Below are 16,711 nucleotides of genomic sequence, written 5' to 3'. Positions count from 1 at the left end.
ATTCTCTTCAAGGCTACCATTCCTTTTTTAATTTTATTGTATGCACATTCCAGGAAAAGGTTAGCCTATGAATTGGGATCAATTAAAAATAAACATTCGTTATACGTCTTATTATGAACCCGATAGCACTTTAGCTGCGGTTTATCAGATTTGTACGAGATAATCATCATAACTAATTCATCATTTGGATGATTGACAATGTCATAACTTGATGGAATAGGTTCTGTAGCGGGATGAGAATGATAAATGGCAATAACTTTTTCCTTCTTTTTGTCAATTTGTTCTAACGTACGTTCGATAACCTTCTCCCCAACAAAGTAACGTCTATCCGATTTAATTTCATTCACTAGTTTCCAAACTGTCTGAACGTGGCGTCCCTTGCCAGATACTAATCCACATGATTCATAAGGTAGATTAGATCTACCGTGCTCCATTATTACTTTATAACAACTCTCAGGTATGATTAATTTGTCCTTTGTCATATACTGTCCCTCTTGCTTAAAAGAATTTACTTTTGATGTAATCTTTCTTTCAAAGAAGGTGAAAATGTACCTTCTTTCTCACCTCCTTGTTCATTAGACCTGTCATTCATTCTCCGGCTCTATATTTTTCTTATTATCAACCTCATTAATTTGAGTATCTTTAAACGGTTCATTATTTTTATTCTCTTGCGACTCACTCAAAGTCTTCTTTTGTCTCTGACTAGAGTCTTTTTTTGATGGTGAAAGGTTTTCAGTTTCTACTTTTTGTACAGTCTTATGGGGCATTTTATTGTTGGATTGATCATTTACTATGATAGATGATTTTTTATAATTTTGAACGCCTTTACTTTTCGGTATATTCATCCTATTAAAGTCTTGATTTTGAGTCAATTTGTTCGTATTTATCAAGTTCTTTACCTGCTTGCTTTTCGTAGTGATTTGCTGTAACTGTTGCTGGGGTACCTTTTGGGTATGCTCTTGCATTCTAGCCACCGTTTTTGTATCTTGGTCAGAATAGGATTGGATTTCACGTGAAGATTGGAGAATATTTTGTAGTTGTCTGTAACTGGATGGCTGGTGCTTGTTTTTGGTTTTGTACCTCCCATCTGTTTTTGTTTTTTCTCATTTTCAACAAGTTTCGATTGAGTAATTTCTTCTTTTAGTCCTTCCACCTCACTATTCCCTTTTTGTATCAATGATATGGAAGTATTTTGAATGTCTATCATTTGATTCATTTTTTGAATCAGGTCATCGAAACTCGGATTGTTTACTTTATTCATTAAGTAAGCCACATCTTGTTTTAATAGATGAATAGAATCGTTAACCGATTCGACTTGACCTGATATGATTTTAATTTTTTGATGATATTCGTTTATTTGTAAATCTTGTTCCTCCTTCATTGTTTGTATGACTTCCTCTAATACGGAGACCTGCTTTTTGATTTCATTACACTCTTCTTTTGTCAAAAGATAATCACTCACTACATTATCTCCTTTTAAGGCATCTAATGTCTTTCTATAAATAACTAATTTTTGTTTTAACGCTTTAATATTTTCATTTTTATTCGTCTCAAATTGTGCCATTTCTCATCACCTTTCTCTAAACATTGTAGTTTTTTAGCAAGCATTACGTGACAGATGTGGATTATTCATTCAACAGCAATTTATAACGTAAGACAAATTCCTAGAATTACATCCCTTTATCGGGCGATTATCAGGGTTTTAAAATATTCTACTAAACATGTAACCATCTTTATTTATCATCATATGCTACAAGTGAAAAGAAATTAATCTTAATTGGAGGTGTTTGCAACATGCAAACCAAAAATTTAAAAGGGGGCCAAGAGCTCCTTTGCATAAATACAGAGAAGGTTTATGACTGGATCATAAACGAGGCCACTTTTGATTTAACACTTGACGATGTTGACTTACCAGAGGTTAATGGAGAACAGTTAACATGTGACGAAATTGAGAATGTTACTTGCGAGGTAGAACCAGGTGATGCAGTTATTTTGAGTCGCGAAGATCAAGATTTCATTATTGATGGTACTCAAATTACACTTCAATTAGTTACCATTCAAAAGAGCTTTGAAGTTACAATTTTTGTTACAACAACAACAGGTCAAACAGTTGCAGCTGGAACATTTCCTTTTACACGTCGTGAACAAGTAGTGTTGTGTGCACCTGAAGGTACATTGGTCACAGTTAATTACACGGATGTAGATTGTTTTGTCTTCCAATTCAATTGTGCTAGTACTGAAGACGAAGAGGATGATGAAACGACTATCGACTTAGGAGTAACTGTACGTTTATGTCAAAGCATTCAATCTACATTCCCAGTTACACTTGAGTTAGTGGCTGATTTCTGCCAACCTAGAGATAGAGATATCTTACCATTCACTCCTGAATGTCCTACACCTACAATTCCACCACAATGCCCTGTTTTATTCCCAAATAACGGTGATGAAGACTAATTAAAAAGCATAGAAATAATGAGAGGAGACACTCCTCTCATTATTTTGTTTCTACGAGGAGGAGAACTATGGATAAGAAACAATATGTTGAACTCAAGCATAAAGTCGAGCAATTAAACCGTGAAACGGACGATTATTTAAAAGAAATGAAAACCATACTTTCTAAAGTCAAACAAAACCAGAAATTGAATATGGTTAGTTATTTTACATATTCATTTAATATCTCTTATAACCAGGAACAAGAAAGCTTCATTATAGGTACTTATCATATTCATAACTTAGGGAATAAATTACTAACCAACCCGTATATTTGTATTAAACTTTCACCCGATGCCCCATTTCGCTTTTACGGAAAATATATAAACAAAAAAACAAACCTTTCAATGCAAACCCCTGATGCTTGGGAGCGAATAAATGAACAAACGGATAAAAACGAATATTGGTTAAGACCTATTGCTAAACAAACTCTTGAACCAAATCATGTGATCTCTTTTCCAAACTTCCAAATAAAATGGCTATCAACCGAATCTTACTCAGGTAGTATTATGGGATTTACTTATTGCGATGAATTTAAAGAAGGAATTCCTGCTGTTAATCAAATTTATGTGAATGGAATATATAAATGACTTGAGGTGGTTTTCAAATGGAACGAGAAGGAAATCAAGAACAAGAACTACTATTTAAACAATTAACTTATCATTTTATGAAAGAGCAGCTTGAACAGTTAAAAGAAAATAAGAAAGAGAAAAATAGAAGTTATGTTTATTTAGAAAGCAACACCTTAAATATGCTGCTTGTTTATTTGTTAATGCATGTAAATGCGAACCAAAAGCATACAACAATGAAAGAACAAGAAAGTGAATTAATCCCTGAGGAAATAAGTGATAATCTCGATTCAATTATCACAAATAACAAAGAAAATTTTGAAGAAATTCTTAGCTATTTGAAGAAAATCACGTAAACTTCCCATTAACTTTACAATAGGGACATATGGACATGTAACCCTTACATGCTTTCATCATATTAATATTGTACATTACGACAAAAATTCAAAAATAAATAATTTTTTACGGGAGGTTCCTATTTTGCACACCAAAAATAGTAAGATGACCGATACGATCCAACTTCAACAAAAAATCATTTATTTCAAATCTGAACTAGCTAAGTACCAAGCTAAGGTTCAAGATTATGAAAACAATTATCACTATTCGCAACTAAAGAAACTAAAAGAAGAAAATCTTCACTTACTAACTAACAAAGAAACTATAGCGCAGCAATATCAAGAAGAAGTAAATCAATTACTCAAAGAAAATGAAACAGCTCAACATAAAATATCTGAACTTGAAGCTCATATTCAGAAGTTAAATCATGCCCTTGATTCAGAACATCAGAAACAAACAGCACTTATCGAAAAAAATGAACAATTGCAAAAAGACCTTTTTGATTCTGATCAAGCAAAATCAAACTTTGAGAAAGAGAATAACTATCTTAAAGAAGAATTTCAAAAACTCAGAAATGAATATACTACAGCAAAGTACGAGTACCAAACTGAATTGAATCATTCTACCTCTCTATTGGATGAGGCCTTAGAAAAGCAGAGAAGAGATGATCATACAATTTCTAATCTCAATCAAGAAATGCATAACTTGCAGTCACAGAAGGTTAATCTAGAAAATAATCTAACTGAAAAGAAAAAGCTTAATGACGAATTAAAGGAAAGAAATGCAGCTCTACAAATTGAGTGTGAAGGGTATTCTACTTTAAAGAAGGCTCACGAACAACTAAAAGAAGAACTTCAGACATCACAAGATTATGTAAATGATCTGATCATGAAGTTTAACGAATCACATTTGAATCCAAATTCAACCCCTTCAAATGACCATTCTTTCGAATGTAATAGCGATATAAAAGAATTAGACATTTTGAAACAACTAGAATATCAATTCAAAGGCCTTCTCGAGCAATCCATTAATTATGAAGAACAACTTGATTCAAAAATGGTACTAATTAGTGAACTAGAAATTAAGCTTACTGAATTAACGAATGAAATTGACGAAATACAAAATTCTATCCATCAAGATGAATCGTTATCGAATAATAGCTAGCACTACCTATTAGTTTTGTACTTCATATTTTTTTATTAACAAATCTTCTGGTCTGATTAGTAGGATGTTTCCTCTCTGGTTAATGTTAGCAAATACAATCTACAAAATTTGTTTAGTTCGATTTCCAAATTCTTATTCACTATGGCAGAAACCCATCCAATAAACAACAATCATTTTTAGTTTTTTATTTGTTGGGCAAGTATGTATACAAACTACTACCATCACTCGTAGTATGTATGGAATTAAAAACATGTAGATTATATTTTGACTAGGTTCAGCTATATGTAATTCTTCTATCTTCTTTTTTATAAATTATGAATGCCATTCCCTATTTCCATCAGACCAATCGCAATATAAATAAACAAAAGAGCATGGAGGAATTACACGAATCTAACATTTACTTGTGTTAGGCAGCTACTTAATATCAGGAGGTATTAATAAAACATTATGAGAAGGCCAATAATCGGAGTATTTATTAACAATGGGGTTATTCGTAAATTAAATAATCAAAACCATAACTTGAAATCTTACTCTCGTATAGAGATGCTTGCAAATGAAAGTATAAAAGCTGGAACTACTTTATATTTCTTTTCAGCTCTAGATGTTAATTTAAAGAATTCTACTATAAGAGGTACGTATTTCAATCAGCAAGACGGCCAGTGGAGGAAAAAAAGATTTCCTCTACCCGATGTTCTTTATGATAGATCTGGAGGTTCTCTAAAATCACAAAGGCCTAAAGTAAGGTCCATACGAAAGACATTCACACAGCTAGGAATAAGAAAATTAAACCCAAAAGGACATTTTAATAAATGGAAAACGTATGAAGTTCTTAGTAAAGTTCCAGAAATACAACCTCATCTTCCCCAAACAAAACAATGTAATGACCTTAGTGACTTGAAAAGTTTTTTAAAGAACCACAACAACATCTACATTAAAGGAACGAACGGTAGCCGAGGGAAGAAAGTGATTCGTTTACAAAAAAACAAAGACGGAAGTTACTACATCAAATACTTCGTTAACAAATTAGTGATTAAGAACTTCAAAACGATTGATGAGGTTTATCATTTTCTAAAATCCTTCTTTAAAAGCAAACAGTTTATTATTCAACAAGCGATATCTTTAATGTCAATTAAGGATAGATTAGTTGATTTCCGTGCAGAAGTTCAAAGGAATAAAAGTGGTGATTTAGTGGTTGTAGGGGTGTCTGTTCGATTTGGAATGAAGAATTCCCCCATTACCATTCACTCTGAAGCATATTCATTCGAAGATTTCTTCAGTAAATTTTCTAATCTCAACATTAGTGAGATTACTGAAAAACGAAATCAGGTAGACGATTTTCTTAAAAAAGTCTATCAAAGTATCGAACTACATTACGGCTCTTTTGGTGAAATCGGAATAGATTTTGGTATGGATGAAAATGGAGATCTTTGGTTTATTGAATGTAATGCTAAATCAGCAAAAGTTTCTTTATGCAAAGCTTATGATAGAAAAACAGTTCAAAGGGCTTTTTTAAATCCATTGGAATATGGAAAATTCATTTATCTGAATAATTGATAATATCTAGTAACTCTCTAATATTTTATTGAATATATTGAGGCTCCCTAACTAGCTAGCCTATGCTCGTTCTTATCAAACTATTGAAAATAACACCATGGCTTAAGTCAATCCCTCTTAGGCTTTGATAGCAAATGACTTTTGCATCAAATTCCGTTTATATTCAGTAGATGCGTAATTTTCCTTTTAAAAACAGTACAGGAAGGATTGAAATCTTTATGAAGCCAAAATATATTACCAATATAGATAAGATTACTTATTTATCTGATGAAGAAAAAAAAAATCTAAAAAAAATAACGGAAAAATATGTATTCCGAGTAAATGATTATTATTTAAATCTCATTGATTGGTCAGATCCTAATGATCCTCTAAAAAGGTTGGTTATTCCTACCACTGATGAGCTCCAAGAGTACGGCCGCTGGGATGCTTCTGATGAAGATACAAATTACGTGGTAAAAGGGTGCCAACACAAGTATAGCACTACAGCCTTGTTGTTAGTATCTGAGGTCTGTGGTGCTTATTGCCGATATTGCTTCCGTAAGCGATTATTTAGAACAGATGTCAAAGAGGCCATGATGGATGTGAGTGAAGGCCTCGACTATATTGAAAACCACCCTGAAATTAACAACGTCCTTTTAACCGGTGGAGATCCACTTACCTTGGCTACAAAGAAGCTTCGTTTAATTATTGAAAGGTTAAGATCCATACCACATGTCAAGATCATCCGACTCGGCTCAAAAATGCCTGTTTTTAATCCTATGAGAATATATGAAGATAGTGAGCTTCTCCAATTATTACAAGAATATTCCACAGAGGAAAATCGAATTTATTTAATGGCACATATAAACCACCCAAGAGAAATTACCGAAGAGGCAAAAAAATGCTTCAAGGCTTTCCATGATGCTGGTGTGATCGTAGTAAATCAAACCCCCGTGTTAAAAGGGATAAATGACGATTCCGCTATCCTTAGTGAATTACTTGACAAATTATCTTGGGCAGGCGTAACACCATACTACTTTTTTATCAATAGACCTGTCGCAGGCAACGACTCATTCGTTCTCTCTCTTGAAAGGGTCTATAAAATTGTTGAAAAAGCGAAAGCCAAAACATCCGGCTTAGGAAAACGAGTTAAATTGGTAATGAGTCACACTTCTGGTAAAATCGAGATTCTAGCTATTGATAATGGCAAAGCATACCTTAAATATCATCAATCTAGGGATGAGGATTATGGTAAGTTTATGGTTCTCGATTGTCCTCCAGATGCTGCATGGTTTGATGATTTGCCGGAAAATGAACGCCATTGGAAAAAGCCAGTTAAAAAGACACATGAAGTCATATCGGTAAATGAGCTTCCTGATACTCCCCAAAAGAATAAGAAAAACTAACCTATGATCAAAACTGAATGCCTCTCTCACAAAGAAGATGATGACTGTACTATACAGACATCATCTTCTTTTATATTGAATTGTAACCACTTCATCAGTTGTAACCACCATGATTTAAAAGGTGTTCATTTCTAATGACCTCTCACTTAAAAATACCCTATTGGAGTGAAGGCACTGAAAGAGTTCATTTAGAAGATTCGAGGAAGCTTCAATCGGCTCCACACATTGCTCGCCTGCTATGAAAATCCTACTCTTAGATCTCAGCTTAAAAACCGCTAAAAAAAGGTGAAATCGTACCTTTTTCAGCGGCCTCTGGATACCAACTTTTTTGCTCTTCCCCATATATTGCGACACCAAGCTCAATACCAAATTTTATGGCTTAACCTACATTATTTTCCTCCAAAGCACGATCTAGGTCATAAATAATATCTTCTACATTTTCAAGTCCGACTGATAATCGCAACATATCACGTGTTACACCTGCTTGAGCTTGCTGTTCTGCCGTCAATTTTCCATGCGTAGTTGTAGCAGGATGAATGATAAGCGATTTCACATCACCAACATTTGCCTCATGCGAGCAAAGTTTAACACTATCGATCACTTTCCTTACACTTTCTTGATCACCTTTCACGCCAAATGCTAGAATAGCTCCCTGCCCCTTAGAAAGGTACTTCTTGGCTAATCCATAATAGGAATCGTTTTTCAATCCAGGGTAGTTAACCCACTCCACTTGAGGATGGTCGTTCAAAAAATGCGCAACTTCTAACGTATTCTCACACTGCCTTTGCATACGAATAGAGAGGGTTTCTAACCCTTGAATTAACAAAAATGCGTTGAAGGGGGAAAGGGATGCTCCTAGGTTACTTAGAAGTTCTACACGGGCTTTAACGATGTATGCCATATCTTTGAAAGCATCAATTAATGATTTTCCCTCACGTTGCAGATTGGGTTCCGTAAATTCCTTGAACCTTCCATTATTCCAATTAAATTTACCTGAATCTACGATCACTCCTCCGATTGTAGTACCATGTCCACCAATAAACTTAGTTGCCGAATGAACGATAATATCTGCTCCATGCTCTATAGGTCTACATAAATACGGGGTACAGAAAGTATTATCTACAATCAGAGGTACTCCCTCTTGATGAGCTATAGATGCAATCGCTTCGATATCTGGAACATCCATTTTAGGGTTTCCGAGAATTTCCACAAACACAGCCTTTGTTTTTTCATTAATCGCCTCACGAAAAGATTGTAAGTTATCTGTCTTCACCCAACTAACATCTATTCCCATCTTTGGTAAGATAGTTGAAAACAATGTGAATGTTCCTCCATATAATGAGGAAGAAGCTACTATATGATCACCTGATGAGGCGACATTCAAAATTGAATAAGCTGTTGCAGCTTGCCCAGAGGAAAGGGCCAGAGCACCAACTCCCCCTTCTAATTGGGCCATTCGTTCCTCAAAAACTTGCACAGTTGGATTCATAATTCGAGAATAAATATTGCCGGTTTCATCCAAGGAAAATACTTTAGTAGCGTGTTCCATATCTTTAAATTGATATGCAGCTGTTTGATAAATTGGAACCGTACTTGCCCCTGTGATTGGATCCGCTTTGAGACCTGCATGCAATGACTTCGTATCAAAACCATATTCATATTTTCCGTCCATACACACTTTCCCCCCTCCAAGATTCCTTTGTTTTTAAATATGACAAATAAAGGAACTCTATGCCTTTATTAATGTAGTTTTTTTATAAAGTGAGCAGGCATGTTCAAAAGGAATCCGATTTCGTTTAACATTGGCTTTCTTTCGATTAGGTCTGAAGTTTGCCTCAAGAAACCAAACTTTCCCATTCTTATCTACAGCAAAGTCCAACCCTAAATCATTTAAATGAAGAAAACGTTTTTCAAAGGCTTTGGCAATTTTAATATTAAGTCGTTTCATTTCCTTTATCGTATTCAGAGGAATAAGTTTACTAACCTTATATACACACCTTCCTCCTTGATCTACATTTGTTACATCAAACCCATTGGAGGCAACTCTTGCCATAACACCTGTTACTTGCCAGCGATTGAGTTTATTCTTTTGAGGAGATACCCTAAAATCGAATTTATTTCCTTCAAAAGTTGCTAAAGGGATACCTTGTTGAACTATAAATTTATACGGAGACGGAAATTTCCGATAAAAAAAATCTTTTAATTCACTTTCAGATATATTTACTTTTACTTTGTTACGCTTATAAATGTGAACAGTTTGATATGCTTTTCCTTCTTTAGTAATGATGGTGATATTATTTCCTTGTCCCCCTCTTTTCGGTTTAATAAAAATTTCTGGGTATTTTTTCAACATAGTAAAGAGGTTGTTATATGTCAACGTCATTGTTTCTGGCAAATATGGTCTAATACTATTGAAGTTTGTTAAGTATTGATAATCCAAATATTTGCTCCGGTCATGCTTAGAACAAGCATTTAAAAAAACAAACCCTTCTTCTCTTAACTTTTTAATTTTATCCGCTGTTTTCTTACTGGATACACTTGAGTTGATTTTATATAAATTGATTTTAGGCAGTGTCGCAATTTGAGAAGCCAATTTTCCAGTCTTGTATGAATAGACATAGCCGTTTACCTTTTTATCTCTCTTTGATATCCCTCCTAAAGAATAAAAACAAAGATCAACTTTATTTTTTTGAGCTTGCTTCATATAGAACAGAATGTATGGATCCCAGCTTTCTCTGTCTCTAACTGAAACAAGTTTCAATATTCGTGAAGAAAGTATGATTCCGATCATGAATTTACCCACCTTTGATTTAATAGATTCTTAAAGCCTTTACTTTAGATTATTCACAGTTAAATAGAATTGGACCTTTAACAGAAACAGTATTTTTAAACAATTGAATAGTTGAACCAACCTAAACGTTTGTACTTTAAAACATACTACGAAGATCACTAGTCAAACGTATACATATTAGTCCAATAAAAATGAAAAGGGCGATTAACTAGCATTCAAGTTCTCTTGATAGGCACTTATTGAGAGCCTTACTAAATTAGACATCTCTACTGCAACAGCCTATACATCCTGCTCAATGTTACATAAAATATGAGCAAGAACCTGTGCTGAGTGCCTAACATCTTCATTTGAAGTGAATATAAACTAGGAAAACCTCTATAGGTGTTTTCGCTTTACCGTGGGCTCATTCGTCCAAATTATTCAACATTCATATAAATTGAGAGTAGAAAGAGGGATTCATACATGAGTAAAATATCTTCCAACTCTAACGAAATAGCTGTTGGGGTTTTAATCACACGAAGGGCACTTCGGCGCCTACAAAAACAAAGACCTCCCTTAAATATAATTAAGCTGTATCAAGCTAGTGAAATATCGAATACAAAATTATATATGTTCACTCTAAGAAAGATCCATTTCAACCGCAATATCATTTATGGAACATATTTTAACCGTTCTACAAAACGTTGGGAAGAACGTCCATTCTCATTTCCCGATGTACTATATCGGCGAAGTAGCATCCCAAATCAAATAATCCAAGAAAAATTCAAACAAAAAGGAGTAAAATTTTTAAATAGTCCTAAGGGGTTTAATAATTGGAAAGTATCTCAACTTCTTCTTAAAAATAAAGAATTAAGTTCACATATCCCTCTCACAAAAAAGTGTCAGAGCATTAATGATGTAACCCAAATGTTTAAACGAACAAACACGGTTTACCTAAAATCATATATTGGTGGCCGTGGTAAGAAGGTAATGAGAATTATTAAATTACCTCAAAAAGGCTACCATTGTAGTTACTATAATAATCAATTGGTTGAGTATCGAGCAAAAACGTTTGAAGCATTCCAAAAGACGATTCGCTCTTTTTATAGAAAGCGATTCATCATGCAAGAAGGCATTGATTTATTAACAATTGATGGCTACTTAGTAGATATGAGAGCTGAAATTCAGCGAAACGGTCGTGGAGAAATCGAAGTAACAGCGATTGCTGTTCGCCGAGGTAAAAAAAATTCACCTATCACTACACACTCAAAAAGCTATACTTTTAATTCTTTTTATAAAAACTTTCTTAATTATACAGACGAACAAGTCAATATGTTTAAGAATGAAGTAACACAATTCCTTACAAAAATATATGAACAGGTTGAAAAAGGATATGGCCGCTGTGGAGAAATGGGCATTGATTTCGCAGTAGATAAAAACAAGAAGCTTTGGTTTATTGAATGTAATTCAAGAAGCGCAAAAGTTTCCCTTCACAAAGCGTTCGATAACGTAACGATAAATCGTTCATTTCTAAATCTCCTTGAATACGCCAAATTTATTGCAAACGAGAAGAACGCGCGAAAATATGTACGTACGTCTATAACAATAAAATAAGTCTTAAAAAGCTATTGATCGTTCTACAACTTTTCTCACCTCTATAAGATGGACTTTTATAAGTTCCCTTTGAGGTCTCATTTATTAAGGGGATGTCTCAAAAGGTCTGATTTTGACCTTCAGAGTACACCCCCTTTTTACGTTCATTTTCAAAAACTCTTTTTACAATTTTAATTCCTACTCTTTCTAGCCATTTTTTTATATGACAAAATTCTTTTAATTTGACTTTTATTCTTTAAACTTCGAAACCCTTCCAATAAAGGCCAACGATTTAATTCAAAGATATAAAGAGAACCATTTTTATTCATTCCAATATCGACACCAAAGATCTTTTGATTAGGAAAAGAACGTCCTAATGTCTTAGCTGCCAAATAAGCTACCTTTCTAATTTCTTTCTCATTAAAGTTTAATTTCTTCCTTGCTTCTTCTACTGACATGACTACCCCGTGTCGACGTCTATTTGTTACCATATAACCCTTACCTGCTCTTCTGACAATCACCCCATTTACCACCCAAGGATGATTCCTCTTCTTTCGTTGAACAATAATTCTGAAATCAAATCGTTTCCCGTCAATTCTTGCAAGGTCCACTTGTTGTTGAATAATAAATTTCCGTTTGCTTGTCACCCTGTTTAAATAATTAATAGCACGCTTTCTATTATTAAATACCTTATGTTTTTGATTAATATTTACAGCGTACTTAGCTCCAACCTTTTTTACAAAATAAATTTTTTGGCCTTGCTGTCCATTGTTTGGTTTAATTACAACTGACTTATATCTTCTTAACATACGGACAAAATTTTTCTCACTCCACATCATTGTGTAAGGAAGAGCCGATTTAATATATTTATTTTGTTTTAATGCCAAGTACATTTTATATTTGTTTCTTCCTCTTAACCGCATTGGCATCCTACACCCTCCTTTTAGTTCGTATAACAAAAATAATTTACTTTCTTCTTCTAAACATTCTAATCCTTTTTTGTTGAATTTTAGAGAATCCTTTTAATAGCGGACTCCGATTAATTTCAAATATGTGAAGCGACCCATCTTCTTTTATTCCTATATCGATACCAAATAGACGCTTATTGGGATAATAAGGACCTAACGTTTTTGAAGCTAATACGGACACTTCCTTGATGTGGTCTAATAAATTATTTTTTATAGATTTAGGAATATTGCAGCTGTTCATTGCTACATTGTAAGTTAGAATTGTCCCGCCTTTACTTGCATTCGTTACCCTTCTCCCTTTTTTAGCAACTCGTATTTTATATGCTGTTGCTTTCCATGGAGAAGATAATGATTTTCTTTGAATAATGACACGAATATCAAATGGATTTCCATTTATTTTTGCCATATCAATATGTCTTTGAATAATATAGGTAACCTGTCCAATCTTACGTTGCATAAATTTATAGACTTGTTCTCGTTCAGAAAAATAATATTTTCTCTCATATATTTGTATTTCATAGCCCTTTTCCTTCTTGCTTATAAAGTAAATATCTCTTGCTTTTAACCCCTTATTTGGCTTCACTACAACTGATTTATATTTTAATAACATCATGTACAAGCTGTTTCTCGACCATAATCTTGTATGAACAAGGTACTTCCTAAGCTTCTTGTTTCTTTTCATGGCAAGATACATCCTCCATTTGTTCCTACCATTTATTTTCATTCCATCTCCCTCCTTTACCTGATTACAGCTCTCTTATTAATAGCTTATTCTTGAAAGTATAATTAGGAAGGGCATATTAAGGAGAAGAAGTATATAAATTACGAAATCATAGAAATCATTCAAACATTATAAAAATCTTTATAAAAAAAGCTGCCGAAAAAGGATGAAATCTCCTTTTCGACAACCTTCGTTACTTTATACTTTTAAGTTATATATAATCTTGAAAGAATTGTATTTTTTCAAGCCTTTCATTTTGTTTACTTCAATCGATCGCACCTTAGATGATGAACTGCCTCTATTCAATGCTTTGATGACTTGATCCACACCATTAACCTTCCCTTGGATTTCAGCTTCAACTGTTCCATCTGCCACATTGCGGACCCATCCCACGACATTGTATCTTTTTGCTATTTTTTTTGTATATTTTCTAAACCCAACCCCTTGAACTTTTCCCTTTACTTTAATAAAATAGCGGACCATTATAACCTCCTTGGAAGGATGTGTGAACTTCACACCTTTTAACATCATTTACTTAAGCAGGTAATGGAAGGGGAATATATTGAAAGAACCTAGAAATCTAAGTGTGTATAGAAATAACGCATCGAACGTTTAACTTTATTTAGTTGGTTTTACCCTTTTTGCGTAAGCAACACCCTGCCCTTACAATCGTTTTCTTCCTCTTTACTTTAGGCTGTGATGATGATACATTCTTTGATTTCTCTAAAGGCACACTCTTAGCGCGACTATTTATTACTATTGGCTTACGAGGCTTCACTATAATTCACTCCTTTTTGATTTATAGAGTTGGTATATATAGGATAATTTGATCTTCTACATTGTTTTTTGTACTTCTCCAATCTGATAGTACTTACTTGGTTATTGCCCTTCTTAACTTATCGTATTCATTTCATGCTCGAATTGTTTAGACATTTCTCTTTATCTACTTTTATTATTTAATTGATATTTTGTCAGTATTCAGATTTTGACTGAATGAAAGCGGCGGCTCCTGCAACAGCCAGAATTAGAAGTAATGGGTAAAAGGCAGGAAAGTACATGTATAGTAAAACTATTCCAAACGAAGTCCAAATACCAACACACCAATGACAGCTTAAAAGCCTCCCCACCCAGTTACGAAAGCCTTTTCCTTTAAACTCAATACTTTCTATCAATTGCCCTGCATCATTCTCTTGATAAGATACCATTAAAAATGGGCTTCGTATAAAAGAAGTAATTTCATCAAAAACAATTAGTCGTGTGAGCCTGTATGAAGCGAGGACCAATATTACTAAGTCAATCCACTCGATTGCAAACATATTTATCGTCCCTCCTACATTATTAAATCAATTGATTGGGCTTAATAAGCATAGATACCTCTGTAATTATGATACGGCTAACGATTCAATTTAGAACCTTTCCAACTGTTGGAACGGAGGCAGTTTTTAACTAACTTCATAAAGAATCATTAGTTGACTAATAAATTTAAAAGTGATTTCTTCTTCATCACAAATAGCGACTAATTCTTTTCACCTTCATCAAGTAACGACTCGTCTGTTTCAAAGATTGTACTTTGTTGGCAAGCAATGCAGTCATTAAAGCATTGCTAAAACTGCAGCGGATATAACGTTCTGCAAACATTTGTACAAAAATTTGTGCAACCACCCGCCACTTGTCCCGTGCTCTGATAAAGTCCTGGAATAGGTAAATTATTAATCCCTTCTAAAATGAGTTTTAACTTTTCTCGTTTCTCTAACATCAAATGTCACCTCCTCTTATTTAAAATATGTTTGTCTTATTTAATTGCTACTACGTATGACTTTGGAAACTAGTGATCCATTTAGAAGCCAAAATAAAAAGGGCCATTATCTTTTGGACGATGACTCAACCTGAAGAATGACATCTATGTTTCCTTCCTAAATATGCAAACACGAGAGATCTAAATAAAATTTCAATCAAAAAAGAGGTTAACTCAAAATGTGAGTTAACCTCTTTTATCATTCGACTTCTTTCCTCGGTGGACGCGGCCCAAAAAATTGATAATAATCCACCTTTAAATTTCCATTATAAAGCTTTCGTTTCTTTGTCGCCTTTTTCCCATATAGTTCTTCAAATCCTTCATGGGAAGTTAACATATAGATCGACCATGTATCAAGCAATTGAAACGTTCTTCCCATGTCTCTATACATTTGTTCTACTTCTGGACGTTCTCCAAGCCGTTCACCATATGGAGGGTTGCCAACAAGAATGCCATACTCCCCACGATGCCTAAAGTCTTTTACTTGCATTTGCTTAAATGAAATTAGTTCACCAAAGCCTGCTTCCATTGCATTATTTTGGGCTAATTCAACACTTCTATGGTCAATATCAGCCCCTAAAATATCAAGAGGTTGGTCATATTTGGCTACATCTTCAACTTCCTGACGAGCTTCATTCCAACGATCCTTCCCAATCCAATGCCAATCTTCTGATACGAAGTCTCGATTAAAGCCTGGGGCAATGTTTTGTCCGATCATCGCCGCTTCAATAGGAATCGTTCCTGATCCAGTAAATGGGTCAGCAAATGGTCGATCTGGCTTCCAAGGTGTTAACATAATCATCGCAGCAGCTAATGTTTCTTTTAATGGAGCTTCATTATGGAGGTACCGATAACCTCGTTTATGCAAACCTGTTCCACTCGTATCAATCGTAAGTGTGGCGACATCTTTATGTAAAGCTACCTCAATACGATAAAATGGCCCGTCTTCATCAAACCACCCTCGCTTATAACGCTTCTTCATACTTTCAACTACAGCCTTTTTTACAATCGCCTGGCAGTCAGACACACTGAACAACTTGGATTTAACCGATTTGCCGATAACCGGAAACTCAGCATGAACAGGGATTAAATCGGCCCAAGGTAGTGCTTTAGTCTTTTCAAACAACTCGTCAAATGTATAAGCTTTAAATTCTCCTACTTTTAATTTGACACGATCTGCCGTACGGAGCCATAAATTAGCTCGCGGAATGGCAGATACATCTGCTGTAAATGTTACCTTTCCATTATCAACTTGTACATCTTCATATCCTAGATCTTTTACTTCACGAGCAACAAGTGCTTCAAGCCCCATCGTTGCCGTTGCAATTAACGTCACTTTTTCCATTATGTACTCCTTACCAAATAT

At 34.3% G+C, this 16,711-nt stretch carries 18 protein-coding genes; 7 read left to right on the top strand and 11 right to left on the bottom strand.

Translation table 11 applies throughout. The features are described from left to right. Positions 1-65: 65 nt before the first annotated feature. The 3 genes from LQ50_RS11580 to LQ50_RS11570 form a co-directional block, all read right to left on the bottom strand. Positions 66-482 (bottom strand): M67 family metallopeptidase, encoded by a 417-nt coding sequence (locus tag LQ50_RS11580; RefSeq protein WP_034629342.1) that lies wholly within the window; start codon positions 480-482, stop codon positions 66-68. 102 nt (positions 483-584) lie between these two features. Then, positions 585-890 (bottom strand): hypothetical protein, encoded by a 306-nt coding sequence (locus tag LQ50_RS11575; protein ID WP_034629340.1) that lies wholly within the window; start codon positions 888-890, stop codon positions 585-587. 5 nt (positions 891-895) lie between these two features. Then, entirely contained in the window at positions 896-1,564 is a 669-nt protein-coding gene (locus LQ50_RS11570) for a coiled-coil domain-containing protein (RefSeq protein ID WP_034629338.1), read from the bottom strand. 230 nt (positions 1,565-1,794) lie between these two features. Here LQ50_RS11570 and LQ50_RS11565 point away from each other — a divergent pair, with 230 nt between their 5' ends. The 6 genes from LQ50_RS11565 (at position 1,795) to LQ50_RS11540 (ending at position 7,498) form a co-directional block, all read left to right on the top strand. Then, entirely contained in the window at positions 1,795-2,454 is a 660-nt protein-coding gene (locus LQ50_RS11565) for a BMQ_0737 family morphogenetic spore coat protein (RefSeq protein ID WP_034629336.1), read from the top strand. A 68-nt stretch (positions 2,455-2,522) separates the two neighbouring features. After that, a complete protein-coding gene (locus LQ50_RS11560; protein WP_034629334.1) occupies positions 2,523-3,080 on the top strand; it encodes a hypothetical protein in 558 nt (185 codons plus the stop codon). A 17-nt stretch (positions 3,081-3,097) separates the two neighbouring features. Further along, complete coding sequence (locus LQ50_RS11555; RefSeq protein WP_034629332.1) at positions 3,098-3,415, top strand: hypothetical protein; 318 nt, start codon at positions 3,098-3,100, stop codon at positions 3,413-3,415. Between the two features lie 124 nt (positions 3,416-3,539). Then, a complete protein-coding gene (locus LQ50_RS11550) occupies positions 3,540-4,559 on the top strand; it encodes a coiled-coil domain-containing protein (protein ID WP_034629330.1) in 1,020 nt (339 codons plus the stop codon). 447 nt (positions 4,560-5,006) lie between these two features. Next, complete coding sequence (locus LQ50_RS11545; RefSeq protein ID WP_034629328.1) at positions 5,007-6,113, top strand: YheC/YheD family endospore coat-associated protein; 1,107 nt, start codon at positions 5,007-5,009, stop codon at positions 6,111-6,113. Positions 6,114-6,331: 218 nt separating this feature from the next. After that, positions 6,332-7,498: a KamA family radical SAM protein gene (locus LQ50_RS11540; RefSeq protein ID WP_034629326.1), complete on the top strand. Its 1,167-nt coding sequence runs from the start codon at positions 6,332-6,334 to the stop codon at positions 7,496-7,498. A gap of 379 nt (positions 7,499-7,877) precedes the next feature. Here LQ50_RS11540 and LQ50_RS11530 read toward each other — a convergent pair whose 3' ends face one another. Together LQ50_RS11530 and LQ50_RS11525 are read right to left on the bottom strand one after the other, a co-directional pair. Then, positions 7,878-9,170 carry an O-acetylhomoserine aminocarboxypropyltransferase/cysteine synthase family protein gene (locus LQ50_RS11530; protein WP_034629324.1) on the bottom strand — a complete coding sequence of 431 codons (1,293 nt, stop codon included), beginning with the start codon at positions 9,168-9,170 and terminating at the stop codon, positions 7,878-7,880. 57 nt (positions 9,171-9,227) lie between these two features. After that, positions 9,228-10,289 carry a YheC/YheD family protein gene (locus LQ50_RS11525; protein WP_034629322.1) on the bottom strand — a complete coding sequence of 354 codons (1,062 nt, stop codon included), beginning with the start codon at positions 10,287-10,289 and terminating at the stop codon, positions 9,228-9,230. A gap of 462 nt (positions 10,290-10,751) precedes the next feature. Here LQ50_RS11525 and LQ50_RS11520 point away from each other — a divergent pair, with 462 nt between their 5' ends. Next, positions 10,752-11,882, top strand: coding sequence for a YheC/YheD family endospore coat-associated protein (locus LQ50_RS11520; protein WP_034629321.1), 1,131 nt, complete (start codon positions 10,752-10,754; stop codon positions 11,880-11,882). Between the two features lie 170 nt (positions 11,883-12,052). On the opposite strand, the gene LQ50_RS11515 is transcribed toward LQ50_RS11520, so the two are convergent. The 6 genes from LQ50_RS11515 to LQ50_RS11495 form a co-directional block, all read right to left on the bottom strand. Then, positions 12,053-12,790 (bottom strand): YheC/YheD family protein, encoded by a 738-nt coding sequence (locus LQ50_RS11515; RefSeq protein ID WP_034629319.1) that lies wholly within the window; start codon positions 12,788-12,790, stop codon positions 12,053-12,055. A 37-nt stretch (positions 12,791-12,827) separates the two neighbouring features. Then, positions 12,828-13,553, bottom strand: coding sequence for a YheC/YheD family protein (locus LQ50_RS11510; RefSeq protein WP_034629318.1), 726 nt, complete (start codon positions 13,551-13,553; stop codon positions 12,828-12,830). Positions 13,554-13,748: 195 nt separating this feature from the next. Beyond that, positions 13,749-14,033, bottom strand: a complete 285-nt coding sequence (locus tag LQ50_RS11505) for an acylphosphatase (protein ID WP_034629317.1) — start codon at positions 14,031-14,033, stop codon at positions 13,749-13,751. Positions 14,034-14,521: 488 nt separating this feature from the next. Continuing rightward, the gene (locus LQ50_RS11500) at positions 14,522-14,866 is read right to left on the bottom strand and encodes a DUF1360 domain-containing protein (RefSeq protein ID WP_034629314.1); all 345 of its coding nucleotides are present in this window, start codon (positions 14,864-14,866) and stop codon (positions 14,522-14,524) included. Between the two features lie 287 nt (positions 14,867-15,153). After that, the gene (locus LQ50_RS25440; protein WP_161784681.1) at positions 15,154-15,306 is read right to left on the bottom strand and encodes a hypothetical protein; all 153 of its coding nucleotides are present in this window, start codon (positions 15,304-15,306) and stop codon (positions 15,154-15,156) included. A gap of 238 nt (positions 15,307-15,544) precedes the next feature. Then, on the bottom strand, positions 15,545-16,690 hold the full coding sequence (locus tag LQ50_RS11495; protein ID WP_034629312.1) for a THUMP domain-containing class I SAM-dependent RNA methyltransferase: 1,146 nt from the start codon (positions 16,688-16,690) through the stop codon (positions 15,545-15,547). Positions 16,691-16,711: the final 21 nt, after the last annotated feature.

The organism is Halalkalibacter okhensis (assembly GCF_000787375.1).
GTDB lineage: Bacteria > Bacillota > Bacilli > Bacillales > Bacillaceae_D > Halalkalibacter > Halalkalibacter okhensis.
This window is presented reverse-complemented; position numbering and strand designations above follow the sequence as displayed.